At 52.3% G+C, this 20476-nt stretch carries 18 protein-coding genes; 14 read left to right on the forward strand and 4 right to left on the reverse strand.

What is annotated here, in order from left to right; translation table 11 throughout:
• The first annotated feature begins 68 nt into the window (after positions 1-68).
• The 9 genes from AC1931_RS12360 (at position 69) to AC1931_RS12400 (ending at position 9562) form a co-directional block, all read left to right on the forward strand.
• Positions 69-1721, forward strand: a complete 1653-nt coding sequence (locus tag AC1931_RS12360) for a DUF342 domain-containing protein (RefSeq protein ID WP_483877576.1) — start codon at positions 69-71, stop codon at positions 1719-1721.
• Positions 1722-1836: 115 nt separating this feature from the next.
• Entirely contained in the window at positions 1837-2406 is a 570-nt protein-coding gene (locus AC1931_RS12365; protein WP_483877577.1) for a YfaZ family outer membrane protein, read from the forward strand.
• Positions 2407-2579: 173 nt separating this feature from the next.
• Positions 2580-4346 (forward strand): biosynthetic-type acetolactate synthase large subunit, encoded by a 1767-nt coding sequence (gene ilvB / locus AC1931_RS12370; protein WP_483877578.1) that lies wholly within the window; start codon positions 2580-2582, stop codon positions 4344-4346.
• Positions 4343-4813: an acetolactate synthase small subunit gene (ilvN, locus tag AC1931_RS12375; protein WP_483877579.1), complete on the forward strand. Its 471-nt coding sequence runs from the start codon at positions 4343-4345 to the stop codon at positions 4811-4813. The genes ilvB and ilvN overlap by 4 nt, the downstream gene beginning before the upstream one ends.
• Positions 4814-4938: 125 nt before the next feature.
• Positions 4939-6642, forward strand: coding sequence for a dihydroxy-acid dehydratase (gene ilvD / locus AC1931_RS12380; RefSeq protein WP_483877580.1), 1704 nt, complete (start codon positions 4939-4941; stop codon positions 6640-6642).
• 15 nt (positions 6643-6657) lie between these two features.
• Positions 6658-6990, forward strand: a complete 333-nt coding sequence (locus tag AC1931_RS12385) for a cupin domain-containing protein (protein ID WP_483877581.1) — start codon at positions 6658-6660, stop codon at positions 6988-6990.
• On the forward strand, positions 6977-8140 hold the full coding sequence (locus tag AC1931_RS12390; RefSeq protein WP_483877582.1) for a glycoside hydrolase family 3 protein: 1164 nt from the start codon (positions 6977-6979) through the stop codon (positions 8138-8140). Before AC1931_RS12385 ends, AC1931_RS12390 begins: the two co-directional genes overlap by 14 nt.
• 202 nt (positions 8141-8342) lie before the next feature.
• A complete protein-coding gene (locus AC1931_RS12395) occupies positions 8343-8837 on the forward strand; it encodes a GNAT family N-acetyltransferase (protein WP_483877583.1) in 495 nt (164 codons plus the stop codon).
• A gap of 116 nt (positions 8838-8953) precedes the next feature.
• On the forward strand, positions 8954-9562 hold the full coding sequence (locus tag AC1931_RS12400; RefSeq protein ID WP_483877584.1) for a short chain dehydrogenase: 609 nt from the start codon (positions 8954-8956) through the stop codon (positions 9560-9562).
• Between the two features lie 264 nt (positions 9563-9826).
• On the opposite strand, the gene AC1931_RS12405 is transcribed toward AC1931_RS12400, so the two are convergent.
• The 3 genes from AC1931_RS12405 to AC1931_RS12415 are packed head-to-tail and all read right to left on the reverse strand — an operon-like array spanning position 9827 to position 13343.
• On the reverse strand, positions 9827-10198 hold the full coding sequence (locus tag AC1931_RS12405) for an FHA domain-containing protein (protein ID WP_483877585.1): 372 nt from the start codon (positions 10196-10198) through the stop codon (positions 9827-9829).
• Positions 10199-10221: 23 nt separating this feature from the next.
• Entirely contained in the window at positions 10222-10959 is a 738-nt protein-coding gene (locus AC1931_RS12410; RefSeq protein ID WP_483877586.1) for a Stp1/IreP family PP2C-type Ser/Thr phosphatase, read from the reverse strand.
• Positions 10956-13343: a protein kinase domain-containing protein gene (locus AC1931_RS12415; RefSeq protein WP_483877587.1), complete on the reverse strand. Its 2388-nt coding sequence runs from the start codon at positions 13341-13343 to the stop codon at positions 10956-10958. The genes AC1931_RS12410 and AC1931_RS12415 overlap by 4 nt, the downstream gene beginning before the upstream one ends.
• Positions 13344-13652: 309 nt before the next feature.
• Here AC1931_RS12415 and AC1931_RS12420 point away from each other — a divergent pair, with 309 nt between their 5' ends.
• On the forward strand, positions 13653-14564 hold the full coding sequence (locus AC1931_RS12420) for a DMT family transporter (protein WP_483877588.1): 912 nt from the start codon (positions 13653-13655) through the stop codon (positions 14562-14564).
• A gap of 107 nt (positions 14565-14671) precedes the next feature.
• Here AC1931_RS12420 and AC1931_RS12425 read toward each other — a convergent pair whose 3' ends face one another.
• Positions 14672-14878 carry a hypothetical protein gene (locus AC1931_RS12425; protein WP_483877589.1) on the reverse strand — a complete coding sequence of 69 codons (207 nt, stop codon included), beginning with the start codon at positions 14876-14878 and terminating at the stop codon, positions 14672-14674.
• 263 nt (positions 14879-15141) lie between these two features.
• Between AC1931_RS12425 and bfr the strand changes: the two genes are divergently transcribed.
• From bfr to AC1931_RS12445, 4 genes are all read left to right on the forward strand, one after another.
• Complete coding sequence (gene bfr / locus AC1931_RS12430; protein ID WP_483877590.1) at positions 15142-15609, forward strand: bacterioferritin; 468 nt, start codon at positions 15142-15144, stop codon at positions 15607-15609.
• A gap of 362 nt (positions 15610-15971) precedes the next feature.
• Positions 15972-16877, forward strand: coding sequence for a complex I NDUFA9 subunit family protein (locus AC1931_RS12435; RefSeq protein WP_483877591.1), 906 nt, complete (start codon positions 15972-15974; stop codon positions 16875-16877).
• Positions 16878-17092: 215 nt separating this feature from the next.
• A complete protein-coding gene (locus AC1931_RS12440; protein WP_483877592.1) occupies positions 17093-18859 on the forward strand; it encodes a PAS domain S-box protein in 1767 nt (588 codons plus the stop codon).
• 26 nt (positions 18860-18885) lie between these two features.
• Entirely contained in the window at positions 18886-20328 is a 1443-nt protein-coding gene (locus AC1931_RS12445) for a flavocytochrome c (RefSeq protein WP_483877593.1), read from the forward strand.
• Positions 20329-20476 lie beyond the last annotated feature (148 nt).

A 20476-nucleotide genomic window follows, 5' to 3' on the forward strand; every position in this document is an offset into this window, starting at 1 on the left:
TAGTTGTTTAGTCGCTTTTTCTTTGTTGTTGAGGTTTAACTGTTCACCCGGTCACAAGGAGCGCCGCTATGATGGCGTCCGATTCGCATGACAACACTCAGCTGAACCCTGATCAGCTTGCGGTGCGCGAGACTGAAAGTTACCGCCTGACCCTGTGTCTGGCACGGGAGCAGATGGAATGTATTGCCGCGATTGAGTTGATCTCCCTGGTGCCGGAGGCGCTATCGTCGTCTCCGGTTGTTGAAGCACAGCCAACAGAAAGTCTGACGCCCGCGGCTGAGGCTACACCTGCAGATCATACAGAAGATGAAGATCGTCATCGCGTTGGCGCCACTGGGGAGAAATTGCTGAGTTCCGACGGGTTGATTGATCTTCTTAACCAGCACAACATAACTGACACCATTGATGAGGAGGCCATTAACTTTTTCTGTGCCTGCCTGGATCAGGGGCAGGAACCGCTACCGACGGTGGTTGCCCGGGGTGTCGAACCGCAACCAGGTGCTGACGGCTGGTTCGAGCTGCTGGTAAAGGTCAGCGGTGAGGATCATGAGTTCATTCCCGATGATAAAGGGCGGGTTGATCTGAAGCGCCTTAATGCCTACACCGAAATCGAACTGGAGCAGAAACTTGGCGTAATCCATCCCCCCGAGCCCGGTATTCCGGGATGCACTGTTCAGGGTCATAAGGTTGAAGCTCCGGCCGGTAAGCTCAGAACGATCATTGCCGGCGAAGGTGTACAGCTAAAGTATGGAGGGCGTATGGCCTTTGCTACCAGGCCCGGCCGTGCCCTGTTAGATAAAAACACCTTGAGTGTGGTTGATCAACTCGTGGTTCCGGGGCATATCGATTATCGCGTCGGGCACATCGATTTCCATGGGTTTGTTGAAGTCAAGGGAGATGTGCTCGATGATTTTGATGTGCGTTCTACCGGGGGAATTAAAGTCAGCGGTCATGTTGGGGCCTGTCATCTCCAGTCGCAAGGTTCGGTAGAGATCGGGGCGATGGCGGGTCGCGAAATCGGCCATATTTTTTGTCATGGAGATCTGCACGCCCGTTATCTGAATCAGGTGACAGTGGTCTGTTACGGCGATGTGGTAGTGACCAATGAAATACGTAATTCTCATATCCGTGCGACCGGTCATGTTGTGGTAGAACGCGGGGCGATTATCGGTGGTGAAGTGACTGCCCTGACCGGGGTTTCGGCAATGACCATCGGGGCGACCTCCGGTCAGCGCACCCGGATTGTTGCCGGCATTTATTTCCCTGATGCCGAACGCAGCGATTACATTCGCCGTCAGCTCGAGGTTATCGAACAACAGATGATTTCCATCAGTGCCGCCATCAAGCCGCTGATGCAACACCTGCACAAAGGATCAAAATTTATCAATGTCGTGCGCACCCGTCTGCAGATTCTCAATGATAACCTCGACTCTCTCCATAAGCAGAAAAATGCTTTCATCGCTGAGATGGCGTCATCACGCCCGGTGGAAATTGACATAAAAAATCCCAAGGTCAATGTCCAAAAAACTCTCAAGGACGGGACTGTTATTGTCCTTGGCAAGGCCAGGGAAGAAATCACCTTTGACCGCCAGGGACCGTTGTCGATCATAGAAAACACCCGTAGCGGTGGGCTGCGCTTTCTCTCCCTCTCCCCCTTGCCGATCCCTGCCGTACAACTTGAAGAAGAACAGCTTAAGCTGGAGGAGCAGGAACCCTCTTGATCCACCTGTGTTTTCGCACAATCCTGTTCCACTTTATCCTGATTGTATTGTCCACTCAGCGCTTCCTGTGCAATGATGGCGTTTTCCATTAATACTATCGACAAGGAGTCATTTCATGCGGATACGTATTATCCTGACAGTTCTTTTTTGTCTTATCACCACTCTGGCGAGTGCTGATTCGGTTGATATCGGCTTTAACAATGAAAGTTTTCACCTGGGGTACGAACGCCCGGTGGTTCAGGATGAATTTGGGGTAGTCACAGGCACTGCCGGTTTTCTTTACAATGATGATGAAGACACCACCCTGGGGCGCGTCGGAGCTGATTTTATCGGCAGTCCCGGCCAGTATCCGGGGGCCCGGTTGGGGATGGGCTTGCGTATCTATGGTGGATCAACCGCAAAAGATACCGATTTTATTCATCTGGCGTTGGGGTTGCGGGCATCTTATGCGCCCCCCCAGTTTGGTGGATTTGGTATTGACGGCGCAGTTTATCACGCGCCCAAGGTTTTCTCTTTTCGTGATGCGGATAACCTGACGCAAACAGAGATTGCCCTGACTTATGCCATGATTCCCAAGGTGCGCTTGAAGCTTGGTTATTACAATCTGCGCATTAAAGAAGACACCATGGGAAGAAAATGGACGATTGATGAAGGGTTGCGTATTGGTTTTACCGGGTATTTTTAAGCCGGACTGCTGGATTGAGTGGTGTTATTATTTTTCTGCTGATCCGGCAACTTACGCTTGACAATCCCTCTGGTTCTGACAGATAAAACACTGTCTTTTTGGCGCATCTGGTCCCGGCCTTAGTTGTGGCAGGGTATTACAAGGACAAATTCTTTAGAAATTCGAGGGCAGCAATGAATGGAAAACAGCTATTACTCAAGGCACTGAAGGAGCGTAAGGTTCGCTTCCTCTTTGGTTATACCGGTGGTGCCATTATGCCGGTTTTCGATGAAATGGAAAGAATGGGGGCCTTTGAGTTTGTCATGGCCCGCCATGAACAGGGTGCCGCCTTTATGGCGCAGGGCCTTTCCCGGGCCTCGTTGTCGACTCCGACACCGCAGATCGGTGTATGTCTGTCGACCTCCGGTCCCGGAGCGATGAACCTGGTAACCGGTATAGCTGACGCTCACATGGATTCAGTCCCCATGCTGGCAATTACCGGACAGGTAGCTACCGGGGTGATTGCTACCGATGCTTTTCAGGAAAGTGATGTCGTCGGCGTGATGATGCCGATCTGTAAGCAGACCTACATGCCTCTGGCGGCCGAAGATGTGGAAAAAACCGTACACGAAGCCTGTTACGTAGCAACCACCGGCCGTGGGGGGCCGGTTATTATCGATCTGCCCAAGGATATTCAGAACCAGCAGGCCGGCGACGATTATCGCTTTGATGCCAAAAAGTTTCGCCCCCAGCTGCCCGGTTATTTTTACACCCCAACTCCGGAACGTGAGCCGATCCGCCAGGCGATTGAGCTGATTAACAAGAGCGAAAGGCCCCTGATTTTCTGTGGGCATGGTGTTATCAACAGCAATGCCGGAGATCTGCTCCAGCGTTTCATCGAAAAGACCAACATTCCTGTTGCTTCCACCTTCCACGGCATTTCTGCAATTCCGGCCGATCATCCTCAGCACCTGGGGATGATGGGGATGCACGGTACGGTAGAGGCCAATCGTGCCATTATGGAAGCCGACCTGCTGATTGCCCTGGGGATGCGCTTTGACGACCGGGTGACCGGTAAGCTTGATGAATACGCCCGCAATGCAGCGGTGATTCACGTGGAGATTGATGCGTCAGAAATTGACAAAAATGTTCGCACTACGGTGGCAATCAACGCCGATGTCTATCGCACCCTGCATGTGTTGATGGGTGACCCCATGTTGACCTGTATTCCACGGCGGCGCTGGTGGGACAAACTCAACAGCTTTCGTGAGGTGATGAAAGAAGACCTGCGTGAAGAGATCGAGGTTGGTATCGGCAATGACAAAAAATTGCTGATGAAGGGCATTATCCATCGTCTGTCGGAAGTGACTAAAGGACGTGATCTGATTATTCCCGATGTCGGACAGCACCAGATGATGTGCGCGCGTTTTTATAATTACCAGACCAATAACAGCTGGTTCGGATCCGGTGGTGCCGGGACCATGGGATGCTCACTGCCGATGGCGATCGGCGTCAAGCTCGCCCGTCCGAAAGAACGGGTCTGGTCGATCAGCGGTGATGGCGGCTTCCAGATGAACTTCCAGGAACTGGGAACCATCATGGAAAAGAAGATTGATGTCAAAATCATCGTTCTTAATAACGGCTATCTGGGGATGGTGCGCCAGTGGCAGACGTTTTTCTTTGACGGTTGCTTTGCCGGTACACCGATGCAGAGCCCCGATTTCGGGTTGATCTCCCAGGCTTATGGTCTTCCTTATCGCAAGGTCGAACTGCTGGAGGATGTCGTGCCCGCCCTTGAGGAAGCGATCGCCTGTAAGGGTGCCATGGTTCTTGAGTTTATCTGTGATCCGGCTGAAGTGATCCTGCCGATGATCCCGGCTGGAGGCGGTTTCGGCGAAATGATTATCAGTCATCCCCATGCCCCGAAAAAAGATCAGAGCAAACAAGGAGAAGCTGCATGAAAAGGCGCGCCATACTTGCATTTACCCTTGATCACCCCGGGGTTCTAAATAAGATCTCGATGCTGATCCGCAAAAAAATGTACAATGTCGATACCCTGACGGTCTGTCGTGCGCGCATTCCCGGCGTTAGTCGGATGACCATTACCCTGCGCGAAAACGATCAGGCCAGGGTCGATCAGGTTGTCCGCCAACTGGAAAAGTTCACTGAAGTCATCTCGGTCAAAGAACTGGATACCGATCACAGTTACTGGCGTGAGGTGGCGATTATCAAGCTGGAAATCGACGCTTCAGTACTTGAGACCTTTCAGGGTCGCTACAATTTCGAGATTCTCGAACAGAAAAGCGACGATATCCATATCCTCCAGGTTGCCGGCTCAACCCGTCGTATCGATACGTTCCTGGATGAAGTCGGTCAGGAGCATATCGTTGAGATCGCCCGTACCGGGGTGACAGCGATGGAGAAATAAACGGCAAGCAGTGAGCAGAAAGCGGTGAGCGGTTCACAAATGATTGATTGTGGTATGCTGTCGGGGTGTGATGCTCGTAATTGCGTGTGTTACATCCCGATTTTTTTTACCCAGGGAGGTTTTCGATGAAACGACGCAGCAGCACCATTACCGGGGATCCCGGCGGCGCAAATTGGGTTGAACGTACTGCCGCGCGGACGATGTTGCGGGCGGTGCGTTTTAATGATGATGATTTTTCCAAGCCGCTGGTGGCACTGGCGATACCCTATACCAACGGTACCCCCTGTAACGATCATCTCCGCACCCTCGGTGATCTGCTCCAGGCTGAACTGGAAGCGGCCGGGGCCAAGGTGATTGTATTCGGCACGCCGGTGGTATCCGATGGTATCTCCATGGGAACCGAAGCGATGAAGTACTCTCTGGTCAGCCGTGAAGTCATTGCCGATGCTATCGAACTGATGACCGAAGGCTATCAGGTGGACGCGGTGGTGACCTTGTCCGGTTGTGACAAGACGATCCCGGCGGCACTGATGCCGATTGCCCGCAATGACCTGATCGGGTTGACCCTCTACGGCGGCAGTATCCGCCCTGGTCACCACGGCGGAAAGGATCTGAATATCGTCAGCGCCTTCGAAGGCATCGGAGCCTACAGCGCCGGCAAAATCGATGCTGACGAGCTTTGTCAGATAGAATGCCATGCCTGTCCCGGTGCCGGTTCCTGTGGTGGCATGTATACCGCCAATACCATGGCCGCCGCGATTGAAGCCCTGGGGATGAGTGTTCCCGGAGGGTCCTCGAATATGGCAGTGGAGCCTGATAATCAGCTGTCAATCGATAAACACGGTGATCTGCGCCGTACCGCTACAACCCTGATGGCATTACTTCAGAGCGGCATCGGTGCGCGGCAGATCATGACCCGCAAAGCCTTTGAAAATGCCCTGACCCTGGTGTGGGCGCTGGGTGGTTCGACCAACGCGGTCCTGCATCTGCTGGCCATCGCCCGCGAGGCCGACGTGCCTTTGACGCTGAGGGAAATGGCCGCTTTTACCGCCAGGGTGCCCTTAATCGGCAACTTCAAACCCTATGGTCGCTACCTGATGAACGATCTCCATCCCCTGGGCGGAGTCCCCATGGTGATGAAGCATCTGCTGGATGCCGGCTTGCTGCATGGCGATTGCCTGACCGTGACGGGAAAAACCCTGGCAGAGACCCTTCGCAACGCACCTGAACTGCCTGCCGGGCAGGATGTGGTTTTCCCGGTTTCCAGTCCCTATGCGGCTGCTGGAAAACACATTCGCATGTTGTTCGGTAATCTGGCTCCGGAAGGGTGCGTGCTCAAGCAGAGCGGCAAGGACCTTGCGACGATGCGTGGAACGGCGCGGGTCTATGAGCGCGAGGAAGAGGCCATGCAGGCGATTCTGGCAAACCGCATTAATCCGGGTGACATTGTCGTGATCCGTTATGAGGGCCCGCAAGGCGGCCCCGGCATGCGGGAGATGTTATCCCCTTCGGCGGCGTTGATGGGGGCCGGACTCGGCGACAGCGTTGCCCTGCTGACAGATGGTCGCTTCTCCGGAGGTACCCACGGTATCATGATCGGCCATATTTCTCCCGAAGCGCAGGTCGGCGGTCCCCTGGCGCTGGTGGTTGAAGGAGATCAGATTGAAATCGATCTGGATCATGAAGCGCTCAATCTGCTCGTGGATGATGCGACCCTGGCACAACGTCGCCAGGGCTGGCAAGCTCCTGCCCGGAAATTCCAGCGTGGTGTCCTGGCCAAATACGCGCGGCTGGTGTCATCGGCCTCAAGCGGCGCAGTGACATCGTAAATAACGGCATTTGCCATGAACTCCGCCAACGTTTTTTTATCAATACCTGATCACCTGCCGGATGAGCTGGTCGATCTTCTCGCAGCTAACGGTCAGGTGCGGATTGAGCGGATCGTTTCGCGGGGACACGCCTCGCCGCCAGATTTCTGGTACGATCAGCAGCAGGATGAGTTTGTGCTGCTGCTGCAGGGACAGGCGGAGCTTGAACTACTGGATCCGCAGGAACGATTGTTCCTGCAGGCGGGGGATTACCTGCTGATTCCGGCGCACCGCAAGCACCGTGTCGCCTTGACGAGCAGCGAAGTGGATTGTATCTGGCTGGCGGTTTTTTATCATGGGCACAAGTAGAGCAGGGTACCGGTGGGCAGATTGCAACCACTCAATTACTTCGAACATCATGGTTCTGTGTCTTTTCCTGTTTTTTGGTGCCGGCAGCTCCACCGCCGCCACAGCGGCGCCGACTGAGACCCTTGAACAAAAAGTTGGCCAGATGCTGATGGTTGGTTTTCGGGGAACGACCCTGGAAGATGACCATGGCATCCTGCGTGATATCCGTCGGCATCATCTCGGAGGGGTTATCCTCTTTGATTACGATGTGGTTCTTAAACAGACAGGTCGCAACCTCCGCTCGCCGGAGCAGCTGAAACATCTGATTGCATCCTTGCAGAATGCGGCAACAATACCGCTGCTGGTTGCCGTCGATCAGGAAGGTGGACGGGTTGCCCGATTGAAACCGGTATATGGTTTCGCATCAACGCCGTCCCATACCGAACTCGGGATGAGGGATGATCTGCAGGCAACCTATGCCGCCGGCGCAACGATTGCGGACGCGTTGGCCGCAACGGGTATCAACCTTAATTTTGCGCCGGTGGTGGATCTTTGCGTCAATCCTGATAATCCCGTAATTGCCCACCTTGAGCGCTGCTTTTCGAGTCAACCCGACGCCGTCATTCGCCATGCACAGCTGTTTATCCAGGCTCATAAGGATCATGGCGTGATATCTGTCGCCAAGCACTTCCCCGGCCACGGCAGCTCGCAGACGGATTCTCATCTGGGTTTTAGCGATGTCAGCGCCAGCTGGACACCTGCAGAGCTTTCCCCCTATGGTGCTCTGATTGGTGCTGGAGGTGTGAATGCGGTGATGACCGCGCATGTCTTCAATGCCACCCTCGATGCTGACCATCCCGCCACTCTGTCATATCCAATCATCACCGGCATTTTGCGCAACCAGCTCGATTTCGACGGGGTTGTCATTTCCGATGACTTGCAGATGGGCGCAATCAGAGAACATTACGTTCTAGATGATGCGGTGCGGCTGGCTCTCGAAGCTGGTGTAGATATCTTGCTGTTCGGCAACAACCTGGCGTATGATCCGGATATTGTGCCCAGGGTAGTAAATATCATCCGGGATCTGGTCGCAACCGGGGTCATCAGCGAAGGCCGGATTGATGAGTCGTATCGGCGGATTATGCGGATCAAAGGGGTTGTGGCCCGGTAGGGTGGAGTAGAGGGTAGGGGCGACTTGTGGTGTGCAGGGGGCGGAGCTTTTTTCGTTGGCAGATGAAAGTGGCAGATCACTGCCTCTTTTCACGAAAGGCAAAAAGCGCCCCCTCTCGCTGCGCTCCAAACCAGCCCCTTAGCGGGGCACTCAGCTCGGACGCGCTAACGCGTGCCGGCTAATGCATACGTTAGGTCTCTTCATGCAGTCTGTCGAAATTCGGGACGCGGTATCAGGCGACTTTGACACCATCTGCGCACTCAACCTCGCTGAGGTGCAGCATACGAGCCAGATGGACGTCGCTCGCCTAAACGACCTTCATCAGATTGCTAGGTATCACAGGGTTGGCTGTGTAGACGGGCATGTTGTTGCTTTTCTTTTGGCAATGCGAAACGACGCGCCATACGAGAACGACAACTTTGAGTGGTTTTCTCTCAAGTTCAGTCAATTCCTCTACATCGACAGAATTGTTGTCTCGTCGCAGTCGCGTGGCCTTCGTGTTGGCTCATTGCTCTACGACGACCTGTTCAATTTCGCCAGAACCCATGGTATCCCGCTAATCACCTGTGAGTACAATATTTCTCCGCCAAACGAACCTTCGCGGCTGTTCCATGATAAATTTGGGTTCAGGGAGTTTGGGGTTCAGTGGGTAGCCAGCGGTAGTAAAAAGGTTTCACTTCAGGCTGCAGAGACCTAGCCATGCGTTCAAGCGGAGCACGGGCCTACACTTCGCACTTCCGACTGCCGCGGGCCCGCGCCCTGTCAACTTAGGCGTAGGGCGGTAATATTTATATAAGCAATACGGAGTCACATATGAAAATCGTATTAATTGGCGGTGAAGGCACCATTGGCAAAAAAGTGAATGCCCATTTATCAAAAAAACACGAAGTAATCATCGCGGGAAGAAAAGCGGGTGATTTTATCGTGGATATTGCCGCCGCCGATTCTATACATTCAATGTATGAATCAATTGAAAATATTGATGCAATCGTTTGTATTGCAGGAGAAGCAAAATGGTCTGCTCTTGAATCAATGACCGAAGATGATTTTTACATAGGCATCAAAAGCAAACTAATGGGCCAAGTAAACCTCGTCAGAATCGGCCAGAAATATCTGAAATCTGGTGGGTCATTTACGCTTACCACCGGAATACTTGGAGATCATCCCGTTTCCCTGACAACTAGCGCTGCGATGGTTAATGGCGGAATCCACAGTTTTGTCAAAGCTGCTTCCCTGGAATTAAACAACGGCATGAGAATCAACGCCGTTTCTTCTGGGCTTGTTGAAGATGCCGTTGAAAAATACGCTGATTATTTTCCAGGACACAACCCAATCCCAATGCATAAAGTAATCAATGGTTATGTGAAGAGTATTGAAGGAAAAGGCACTGGGGAGATTATTAAAATGTATGACAACTGTTAAGTAAGCCTCCTGAAAAACTAATATCTTTAGGCTTTTAGTCTGCCGGGCGGGAAATGGCAGCTGCCTTTCACAAAATGCATAAACTGAATTGCGGTGGTGGCCTGAACCTCTCGTCACCACCTTTTTTCGAAGGCGCTGCGTCGGCAGTATTTGAGATTTTTACGACGCAGACATAACAAAGGCGGTCAGCTGGACGCAAAAGGCGTAGTGCTTTTGGTTCCCTCCACTGGCTGCGTGAAAGTTACTAAGTACCTGCCGGGCAACCTAGCGATTTTTCTTCAGCAGTTCTTTCTGCTTCTTGGTGTCGAGCACCATGGTCGCATCGAAATTGATCGGGTTGCGCGATTTGTCGACAAAACTGAATAACAGGCTGTGCTTGCCGATGATGATTTCGTCACCATCGAGCAGCTCGTACTTGACGATCTTCCTCTCATTGACGAAGGTCCCGTTGGTGCTGTTCAAATCTTCGATAAAGTAAGTGTTCATGACTTTTTTGACCGTGGCGTGAAAATTGGAAACCGCCATATTGTCGATCAGGATGTCGTTTTTCGGGTTGCGGCCGATGTTGAGCTGTTCGCTCTCGATTTCGTAACTGGCCAGGGTCTTGTTTTCGTATTTCAGTTCGATCTTTAACATGTTTCCTCCCTTTGTTTGACTTCTCATTTATCCCTCATTGTCACCATGAGAACGGTTACATTGTCTTTGCCGCCTGCCTGCAGGGCCTGTTTGATCAATTTGTCGCAGACAGCCTCTGGCTGTGGATTACGCGCTAGAACTGAGTGAATATCGGTATCCGAAAGCATCCCGGTCAGGCCGTCACTGCAGAGCAGGAAGCTGTCATTCTCCTGCAGCTGTTGCTCTTGCTGAAAAACGTCAAGTTGTTCGCTGGCACCGACGGCCTGCAACAGGAGGCCGCGCAGGTTGGAGTGGCCCGCCTCTGTTTCGCTGATGATCCCCTGGCGCAGCTGCTCTGCGACCAGTGTCTGATCTTTACTGAGCAGCTCAAGCTGTTGATCGCGCCAGCGGTAGAGACGGCTGTCGCCAACGTGTGCCAGCAGGGCCTGGCCGGCGTACAGCAGTAGCAGGGTCAGGGTAGTACCCATCCCGGACCAGGCCGGGTTTTCTGCCGCTGCCGTGGTAACCTCACGATGGGCCGCTTCGACCACCTCTGCCAGTTTCTGCTGTAGGACTTCCACCTGCGGCTGCTGTCGCAGCAGCGGTTCCAGTTGTCGGGTTACCGAGGTGATCGCCATGTGGCTGGCAATTTCGCCTGCTTTGTGGCCACCCATGCCGTCGGCGACGACGAACAGACCAAGGTGCTCGTCGGCGAAGAAGGAATCTTGGTTATTGCTGCGTGAGAGACCGACATCGGTCCTGCCGCAAGCGGTCAGTTTCATCCTTTCTCCATTTTCTGTTGCAGCTTTTCCAGCTCCATGACCACGATGCCGGCCGATTTATAGCGGCGCAACGGGGTCTTCTGCAGCAACTTAGCTAGTATTGCCAGGCAATCTGCGGGCAGCTTCGGCCGCAGTTCCTCCAGCGGACGATACTTACTGTTGGCAATATTGTACATCAGCGCGGCCATGCTTTCTCCCTGAAACGGTTTTTCACCGCTGAGCAGTTCGTACATCACCACGCCGAGGGAGAACAGATCGGAACGGCCATCAACCTTCTTGCCGGCGACCTGTTCCGGTGACATGTAGCTGGGGGTGCCGAGAATAATCCCGGTTTCAGTCCGCGAACTGCTGAGCATCCGGGCGATACCGAAATCGGTGACCTTGATCTGAGCGTCATCGAGGACGATGATGTTGGCCGGTTTGATGTCGCGATGCACCACGCCCTGCTGGTGAGCGTAGTCGAGAGCCTGGGCGACTTGCTTGAGGATCTTCACCACGCGCACAGGATCGAGCAGTTTCTTTGGTTGGCAGTAGTAGCTGAGTTCCTTGCCGTCGAGCCACTCCATTGCCAGATAGGCCAGATCATTTTCCTCGCCGACATCGTAGATGGTGACGATCTTCGGGTGACTGAGTTGGCCGGCCGCTTCCGCTTCGCGGAAGAAACGTTCTTTGACACTGGTCAGTTGATCCGGTTCGACCTGTGGGTAGGTCAGGGTCTTGATCGCTACCTGGCGGTTGATCTTCGGGTCGACACCAAGGTAGACAGTTCCCATCGCCCCCTGACCGAGTACTTTTTCGATCCGGTAGCGGCCGAGGGTCGGTTTTTCTCCCGGGCGGTCGAGGATCAGGGTGGCGTTCGGGTTGATCGCCGGCGGCGGGCTCTTTTCACCTACGTGCAACTGTTTGATGCGCGCCCTGGTGTCACGGAAGCGACCGCTGGCAAGCAGGTGCCGGTATGCTGTCAGTGCCTTGTGCGGCATCCGTTTGCGTTCGAAATCGATCCCGAGGTTATAAAGCATCTCTTTGCAGGAATCATCTTTCGGCTGAAACTGGAGAAACTGCTCCAGGGCCTGGTCAAGCCGGCCCTGTTCCTGCAGGGTGACTGCCAGCTGTCGGTGGTTGTCGAACATGTTGTGGCGGACAGTGCGGCGGCCAACCTTCCAGCGGACGATAAAAAAGCCACCGGAGCAAAGCAGCAGGGCGGGAGCGACCTGTAGCCGGTAACCGTAGTGGACCAGGCAGACAGCTACCGTCAACAGCCAGGTTGCGGCGAACAGGCCGAGGCTGATTAGCCCGGCCCGTGCGCTTAAACGGGGAACCAACAGCAACAGTAGAATCAGGAAGTAGACCAGTACCAGGGTTTCCAGCTGCCAACCCCAGCTTGGGCGGTGGGGCGGGTTCTGTGAGAGGAGGCTGGCGGTAGCTAAAGCGGCGAGTTCGCTGCTGCTGACCATGCCGCGGGTTGCCAGAGGCTGCCGGTCGGTGAAATCTTCACTGCTGCCGAGCAGGACCAGTTTTTCATCCAGCTTGCGATCGTCCAGCTCGCCGCTGAGCAGCTGTTTGACATTGTACTGCAGATAGGAGCGGCCACGACCGGAGAGGTCAAGCAGCAGCTGGTAGTCACGGTCGATACTGGTTTGCCAGGTTCTGTAAGTCAGCTGTCCTGGTTGTTCGGGCGCCGGCACTGTCAATTGGGATACCTGGTTCTGCAGCACCAGCTGCAGAGGCAGCGAGGGGAGCAGTTTGTCGTTGACCGGCAGCAGCAGCGGGTGGCGGCGAATTTGTCCGTCGGCGTCCACTGTGAACTGTAGGTGACCGAAGTTCGGGGTTGCCTCGAAAAAGATTTGCGCCGGTGGCAGGAAGTTATACTCCTGTTGCCGTTTGATTTGAAAACCGGCCAGCGGATTTTGCCGTTTCAGTAATAGTTGTTTCGGATCTGTCACAGGATCTGGTTGCTGGAGTAACTGCTGGTCCGGCAGTTTGCTTTTCAGTTCAGTAGAATATAAGGGCTCTACGGTTAACACTGGTCGCAGTGTTGCGAGCTGACTGGCGAGGGGGTCGTCAGTCTGTTGTTCTTGAAAGCTCAAAGGCTTGAGCAGGGCCAACCGTTGGACCCCAAGTTGCTGCAGTTTCCGGAGTATCTGTACCTGTTTTGTCCGTGAAGCAACAGCTTCACCCAATTGTTGACGGCTTTGCTGGTCGAGGGTCAGCAGAACGACCTGCGGGTTGACGCTGGTCTGGCGCACGGTTAGCAGCTGGTCATAGAGTGGCAGGTCGAGGCGGCGCAGTCGCGGGTCGTCAGTGAGCGAAGCGAGCAGCAGCAATAATGCCAGTGCCGAACAGAGTAACCAGCTGGAGGTAAGAAGGGCTTTAACGTGACGCATCAACGCTCCTGGAGTGTTGGCGATAAGTTATTAAAAAATAATCATACAGGATTTTTGGATCGATGGCAGTACTTATCTTTACCAAAGGGCAATGAAGTTCTTGGGAGTTGCGGGGGACAGGATATTTATCTTTGACACAAATCCCCTCTTTGCTAAAGTCACTCCATGGTCAGAATCGCACGCGTTATTGTTCCTGGATTTCCCCACCACATCACCTAATAAGGAAATCGTCGTCAGAAGGTGTTGATCCCGCAATGATTTTGATGGTTACCGTCTGGCAGAACAACTGCTTGAGGAAGGGTTATCCAGGTGAATCTGCTTTTTTATATGATGACGGTGCTGATCTGGGGTTCGACCTGGCTGGCGATCAAGTTTCAACTGGGCGTGGTTGATCCGTCCCAGTCGGTGGCCTACCGCTTTCTTCTGGCCGCACTGATGTTGTTTGCCTGGTGTGTGTTTCGCCGCCTGTCATTGCGTTTCGGCCGCCGTGCTCACGGCATGATTGCTCTGCAGGGGTTCTGCCTGTTTGCGCTTAATTACCTGCTGTTCTATCTGGCCGAATTACAGATCACCAGCGGCCTGGCAGCGGTGGTGTTTTCCACCATCGTGATTATGAATCTGCTCAATGGGCGCCTGTTTCTCGGTACTCCCGTCGAATGGAAGGTTCTGCTCGGTGGCGGTCTCGGATTGCTGGGACTGGTTCTGATGTTCTGGCCGGAGATGGTAGCAGTGGATTTTTCCGGGCCAGTGCTGCAGGGTCTGTTGCTCAGTGTTGCCGCCACCTATCTGGCTTCCCTTGGTAATATCATTTCGGCGCGCAATCAACAGCATGGTTTGCCGGTGGTGCAGACCAACACCATCGGTATGGCTTATGGAGGTTTGTGTATGCTGATTGTGGCGCTGGTCAGTGGGACGCCCTTTCGTATTGAGTTGACCTACTCCTATCTGCTGTCGCTTGGGTACCTGGCATTGTTCGGGTCGGTGATTGCTTTCGGCTGTTACTTAAGCCTGGTCGGCCGGATTGGCCCCGGACGGGCCGCCTATGCCACCCTGCTGTTCCCGCTGGTTGCTCTTGTGCTTTCAACCTTCTGGGAGGATTATCACTGGTCGGCCGAGGCGCTTGCCGGTATCGGACTGATTCTGGGAGGGAATTACCTGGCGCTTAAGAAAAAGAAGATGAAGGCTGCACCGGGCCTGGAAAAGAGCATAGCCCGGATTTGAACTATATGCTCAACACCTTCATCTTCGAATAATTATCACACCTTCCTTATCTCTAAGGCCCTGCGCACAACGCCGATTTTGTCTTTGTTGAATCAGCCGGCAACGCCTTAATGAACGTGGCCGCAGCTTCCACAGACAAATGCGGACTTTTCACCGGATTCCTTGACGGCTTCCGAGAACTGGTCTTTGACCGGACTCATCTGTTTGCCGGCTTTCTTGTCACCTTCAGGAATATTGTGGTGGCCACAATTGATGCAGATAAACGCTGATTTTTCACCGGATTCCTTGATAGCCTTGTCCAATTGATCGGTCATGATGCAACTCCTTTCTGATAGGTTGCGGACGCTTTACCGCCTTGACACGGGGCTTAGCAGATCGCGCATGGATTTCCTCTCAATCGATCATTGCCTTTCCATTCTATCATATCTGTCGTGATTGGCACGTACTTGGTCAGAGTCGATATGGCTTTTAGGAGTTGGTTCGATTCCAATAATTTCTCCTGGTGACTTGCCAAGGCCGGCGCTGCTGTTACAATTTAACGGTCTATCACTTTCTATCAGTTAAGGAGGATTTTCAAATGAAAGGAAACGAAAAGCTGATCAAATCACTGAATGCTCGCCTGGTTGAAGAACTGACAGCGATTAATCAGTACTTTGTTCACGCAGAGCTGTGCGAGGATTGGGGTTACGAAACCTTGCAGGCGACGATCAAGCAACGCTCTATTTCCGAAATGAAGCATGCTGAGAAACTGATCGAACGGATTCTTTTCCTTGAAGGGCAGCCGATCGTGTCCAAGCTTGACAAGATTTCCATCGGTAAATCTGTGGATCAGATGCATCAGTTCGATTTGTCTGCCGAAGACACTGCAATTAAGGGTTATAACGAGAGTATTCGTCTTGCTGCCGAAGTGGGGGACAATGGAACCAAGACCATCCTCGAAGAAATTCTCAAGGATGAGGAAGATCATCTTGACTGGTTGGAAACCCAGCAGGATCAAATCGAACAGATGGGGATTCAACTTTATCTGGCAGAGCAAATCAGATAGGACTGCTACTTTCTTTGCCTGTCAAGGTAAGGGCATTTAATTCCTTGCCATGGCAGGCAAAGAAAAATTCATCATTAAAACGCTCATGCATTATATGTACGGCATAGTCGGACAATAATCAGCCTCAGCGTTTTATCACCCCTTCCAGGGATTTTCAGTAGGCATCATCCACCTGGTCACCTTCAGACATGTAATGCCAAATTCACTTTCTTTGTAGTGCTCAGGCCGGAGCGCAATTTGCCTGGTGACTTGAGAGAAGCTGTTTTCCTGTTAGCGTTGTTGAGGGTAGCGGTTGCAAATAAAGTGCAGAATGTCACTGTGCTTGCAAGGGCTCAGGGGAAACACCCTGGAGAAAGGATGGCATGATGAGGATCTTTGTTACTGGCGGAACAGGGTTTGTCGGCAATGAGGTCATGCGCCAACTGGTAGCGCAGGGGTATGAGGTCGCTGCCTTGGTGCGTTCCGGTTCAGAGAGTAAACTGGACAGTGGCAATTCAAGCCTGGTAGAAATTCATTCAGGAGATGTAACCGATCCCGATAGTTTGCCGCGAGCCATGCAGGGCTGTGATGCTGTTATCCATCTGGTGGGAATCATCAGGGAATTTCCTGATAAAGGGGTAACCTTCAAGCGCCTGCATGTTGACGGCTCACGGCATGTTATTGATGCCGCTGTTGCTCTGGGAATCAAGCGTTTTCTGCACATGAGCGCAAACGGCGTCCGCCTGGAAGCCTCCAGCGATTACCATCAGAGCAAATGGCAGGCAGAACAGTTTTTGCGCGATACAGCGCTTGACTGGACCATTTTTCGTCCATCCTTGATTTTTGGTCGCGGGGGTGAATTTGTAGAAATGCTGGCGGGATTGATTCGTAAACTCCCGGTCGTTCCGGTTGTCGGGGATGGTCAATATCGTATTCAGCCGGTGAGTGTCCATCAGGTTGCCGAAACCTATGTCAAGGCTCTCACGCTACCGGAGGCCACCGGGCAGATTTATTATTTGGGGGGATCCAAAAGCTATACCTATGACGAAATTCTTGACCTGACGGGCAAGGCTCTTGGTAAAAACAAGGTCCACAAAATTCATCAACCGGTATCCATGGTCAAACCCTTCGTCAAGTTATTGGAAGGTTTTGAGAAATTTCCTTTGACGCAGAATCAGTTGACCATGCTGCTTGAAGGTAATGAAGGTGATATTCAAAACTGGTCAGAGACTTTTTCGATTCAACCAGTCTCCTATGCGGAGGGGATAGCAGAGTGTTTCAAAGGATAAAACTCCTCCAGTCCTAAAGGGCATGAACCTGGAACGGAGGGAAACCCTTGGTGCTCAGCAACCGCGGCAAGGTACTTAGATTGGCTGATGTGATCGTTGCTCCCAGTGTTATTTTGCTGGAACTAGTCAGATAAGCGTCGTTTGATGAGATGAAGTTTACAACAACATTCTTTCGTGTAAAGATATGAGCATCATTCAATGTGGAACGTTGAGTAATGACAGCTGTCAGCTTGAAGCCAGCCGACAATGATTCTTTTGATGGTTTCTCCCCCCCTTTTTCCAGCAGGAAGATATTGAACACAAAACTTTGCACCTATCTCAAAGATGCTCTTGGTGACTTTCTGATATTGCTACATCAAGAGCTTTTGCGGTCGAATACATTCGAAATCGAAATGTTTAAAAAGCAAGACGCGGTTGCTCTGTTTAATATTCATCTATTAATGATTGCTGATAGCTTATCCACGGGTGGTTGCCCCACGAGTCCTGGTTTCCGTATGAAATTTCAATCGGAGTTCAGGACCATCAACGAGTTGCGGCACTTTTATCAGCTCCGGGGTATTCCCTTGAGCGGCTTCATTAAATACCTCCAGGCGCTTAAGCGCTCATTACATCAGCTTTCCAAGCGTCTGGTAATCGATGAAGCAGACAGGGCTCATTTTTGGGATGTGCTGACTACCCAGGCAGAGGTTATTCAGACAGAAATTGTTGTGGATTGGGAAAAAACCAATCTTGATCAAGAATTTCGAGATCTAGAAAAATCAAATTTGCAGTTAGGTCGGGAGCGGACGACTTATAAAAATATTTATACCAACACCTCTAACCTTGTCATCATTACAGACACTCAAGGGATCATTGTTGAGGCCAACCCCAAAGCGGTAACACTTTTTTCCAATAAAGACCTTGTTGGCCAATTCTGCGCAGCCCCACTTGATCGGCCTGAGAAAGAATTAGCAAGGTTTCTGAGCCTATTCCCTCCTCACCAGACCCATGAGCTTCCTCTTCAGATTGGCGGATCTCTTTATCATTTCAATCTGAATATTAAACCGATCAGCGATTCTTTACCGGAAACATCTGGAATCATTCTGATCCTCAGCGATGTGACCTGCCTGGTTGACCATCGCCAGATGCTGGAACAGCGGATCAGGGAAAGAACCATGGCCCTGTCAAAGTCAGAAAAGTTGCTGGGCGCCCTCTTTCACGCTGTCGGTAAAGGGATTATCCTGTTAGATGCGGATGGAGAGGTGGTCAAAGCTAATCAGCAGGCCAGCGAGATGTATGGTATCCCATTAGAGGTGCTGGTCGGTAGTAAGTTCGAAGTCCTGACTGATACAGAAGGGGCAACAACCTTGCGTAGCGCCAGGCAAAAGTTGTTTGAAGGGCAGCGTTTTAACGTTGAAATTATCAGTATGTATGCCGATGGAACACAGTTCCCCTGTCAGGCTACCATGACCCGTATGGATCTGGATGGAGCTCCGTTGTGGCCGATCATTCTGCGGGATATCACTGAGTTGAAAAGCATGCAAAACAAGATCATCGCAGAAAAAGAGCAGGTAGAGGAAATGAATGTTACCCTGCGAAATGTGCTTAAATCGATTGAGGATGATCGAAACCAGACGGAAGCCAAGCTCAAAGAACGTATTCTTAATTCCCTGCTGCCGGGACTTGAAAAAGTCCGTAACGAGGAGAATCCCAGCGCTCGCGAGGGCTACCTGTCGTTGTTAAGAGAGCAGCTTGTTTCTTTGTCTGCCGGTTGCTCTGTTGAACTCGATGGTGATTTGCTCAAATTGAGTAAAACCGAATTAAAGATATGTCAGTTTATTAAAGCGGGACTGTCCGGCAAGGAAATCTGCGACACTTTGAACTTGTCTTTCGAAACAATTCAGACTCATCGCAAAAATATCCGCCGGAAACTTGGGCTAAAGGGCAAGAATAACAGTCTACACCTGTATCTTGCTGCCCGTAACTGCGATTTAAATTTTTAGCCGCCATCAGGCCAGGTCAGAAGCTTATGGACTCTAAAAACAAAAAGAAGAAACCGGGTCACTGGGATCAAGAGTACGATGTTGTCGTGATTGGCTCTGGTTTTGCCGGCCTGGCGGCTGCCATCGAAGCCAAACAGGCGGGTAGCAGTGTGCTGGTGCTGGAAAAAATGTCGATTCCTGGAGGCAACTCTGCCATTTCTGGTGGATTGCTGGCGGTTGCCGGTTCACCGTTACAGAAGCGTGGGGGAATTGTTGACTCGCCGGAATTGATGTATCGGGATATGCTGGCCGCAGGGATGGGTATTAATCATCCTGAGCTTGCACAGGCGGTGGCGGAAAAATCTCTTGAGGCCCTGCGGTGGACTGAGTCCCTGGGGGTGAAGTACAAAGACTATCTGAATCATCTCGGCGGTCATTCGGTGCCGCGTACTTATAATACTGCTTGCGGCACAGGCTTTGGCCTCCTGCAGCCAATGCTGGTTCGGTGTCGTCAGATGGACATCCCGATTCGGATGAAAACCCGGTTCAGTCAATTGCTGCAGGTCGATGGGACGACAGGCGGGATTCTGGCTTTGAGTGATTATCTGATCAACCGTGAAGATTCAGGAACGCCGATCCGAATTCGTGCCCGTCGTGCGGTGATCCTCGCCTGCGGTGGTTTCAGTAGCGATATTCCTTTCCGTCAACTCCAGGATCCTCGTCTGAATGACATGGTGGATACGACGAATCATCAGGGTGCCACGGCCGAAAGCCTGGTGGCTGCCTTGAGCTACGGCGCAACGCCTATTCATTTGTCCTGGATCCAGCTGGGGCCCTGGGCCTCATTTGATGAAAAAGGCTGGGGGGTGGGTTCAATGTTTACCATGCTGGCAGGATTTCCCTTCGGCATTATGGTGGATGCGAAAACCGGCAGGCGCTTTGTTAATGAAATGTCTGACCGGCGTTTACGTACGGACGCCATGCTCTTCAGCAACCGGGTGCCGGTGGCTATTGTTGACAGTGTCGGCGTTAAATACGCGACGACACTGGATGCCTGTTTGAAGCGTGGTGTTGTGAAACGCTTTGATTCTATTGAAGCGTTGGCCCAGGCCAATACGATTCCATTGTTTGAGTTGCAGGAGACGCTGGATAAATATCGACTTTCTTTAGCCCATGGCCACGATATTGAGTTTGACAGACCCCTGTCTGCTGACCTGCAGCCGATTGAGAATCCGCCCTTTTTCTCTATCCGTTTAAGTCCCAAGGTTCACCACTGCATGGGAGGTATCCAGATCAACGCCGACGCTGAAGTAATCTCCCTGGAAACTCGTCAGCCCATTCCCGGATTATTTGCCGCCGGAGAAATTACCGGCGGTGTCCACGGTGCCAGTCGGTTGGGTAGCAATGCCATTGTTGAGTGCATTGCTTTTGGCCGGATTGCCGGTCGTAACGCCGCCAGGCTAAAAGTTGTTGATTCTCCCTCTGCCTGATCGCCGGATGCTGGTTACGCAGCCAGGTAATCAACCACCTGTGTTCGGATAACAGGCTCAGTCAACCCACCTTACGAACCCCGATAACTTCTGGTTTTTTATATCGGGTAGATCAATATACCCGAAAAGACCCCGATACCTACCCTAC

This window comes from Pelovirga sp. C15f (assembly GCF_057178085.1).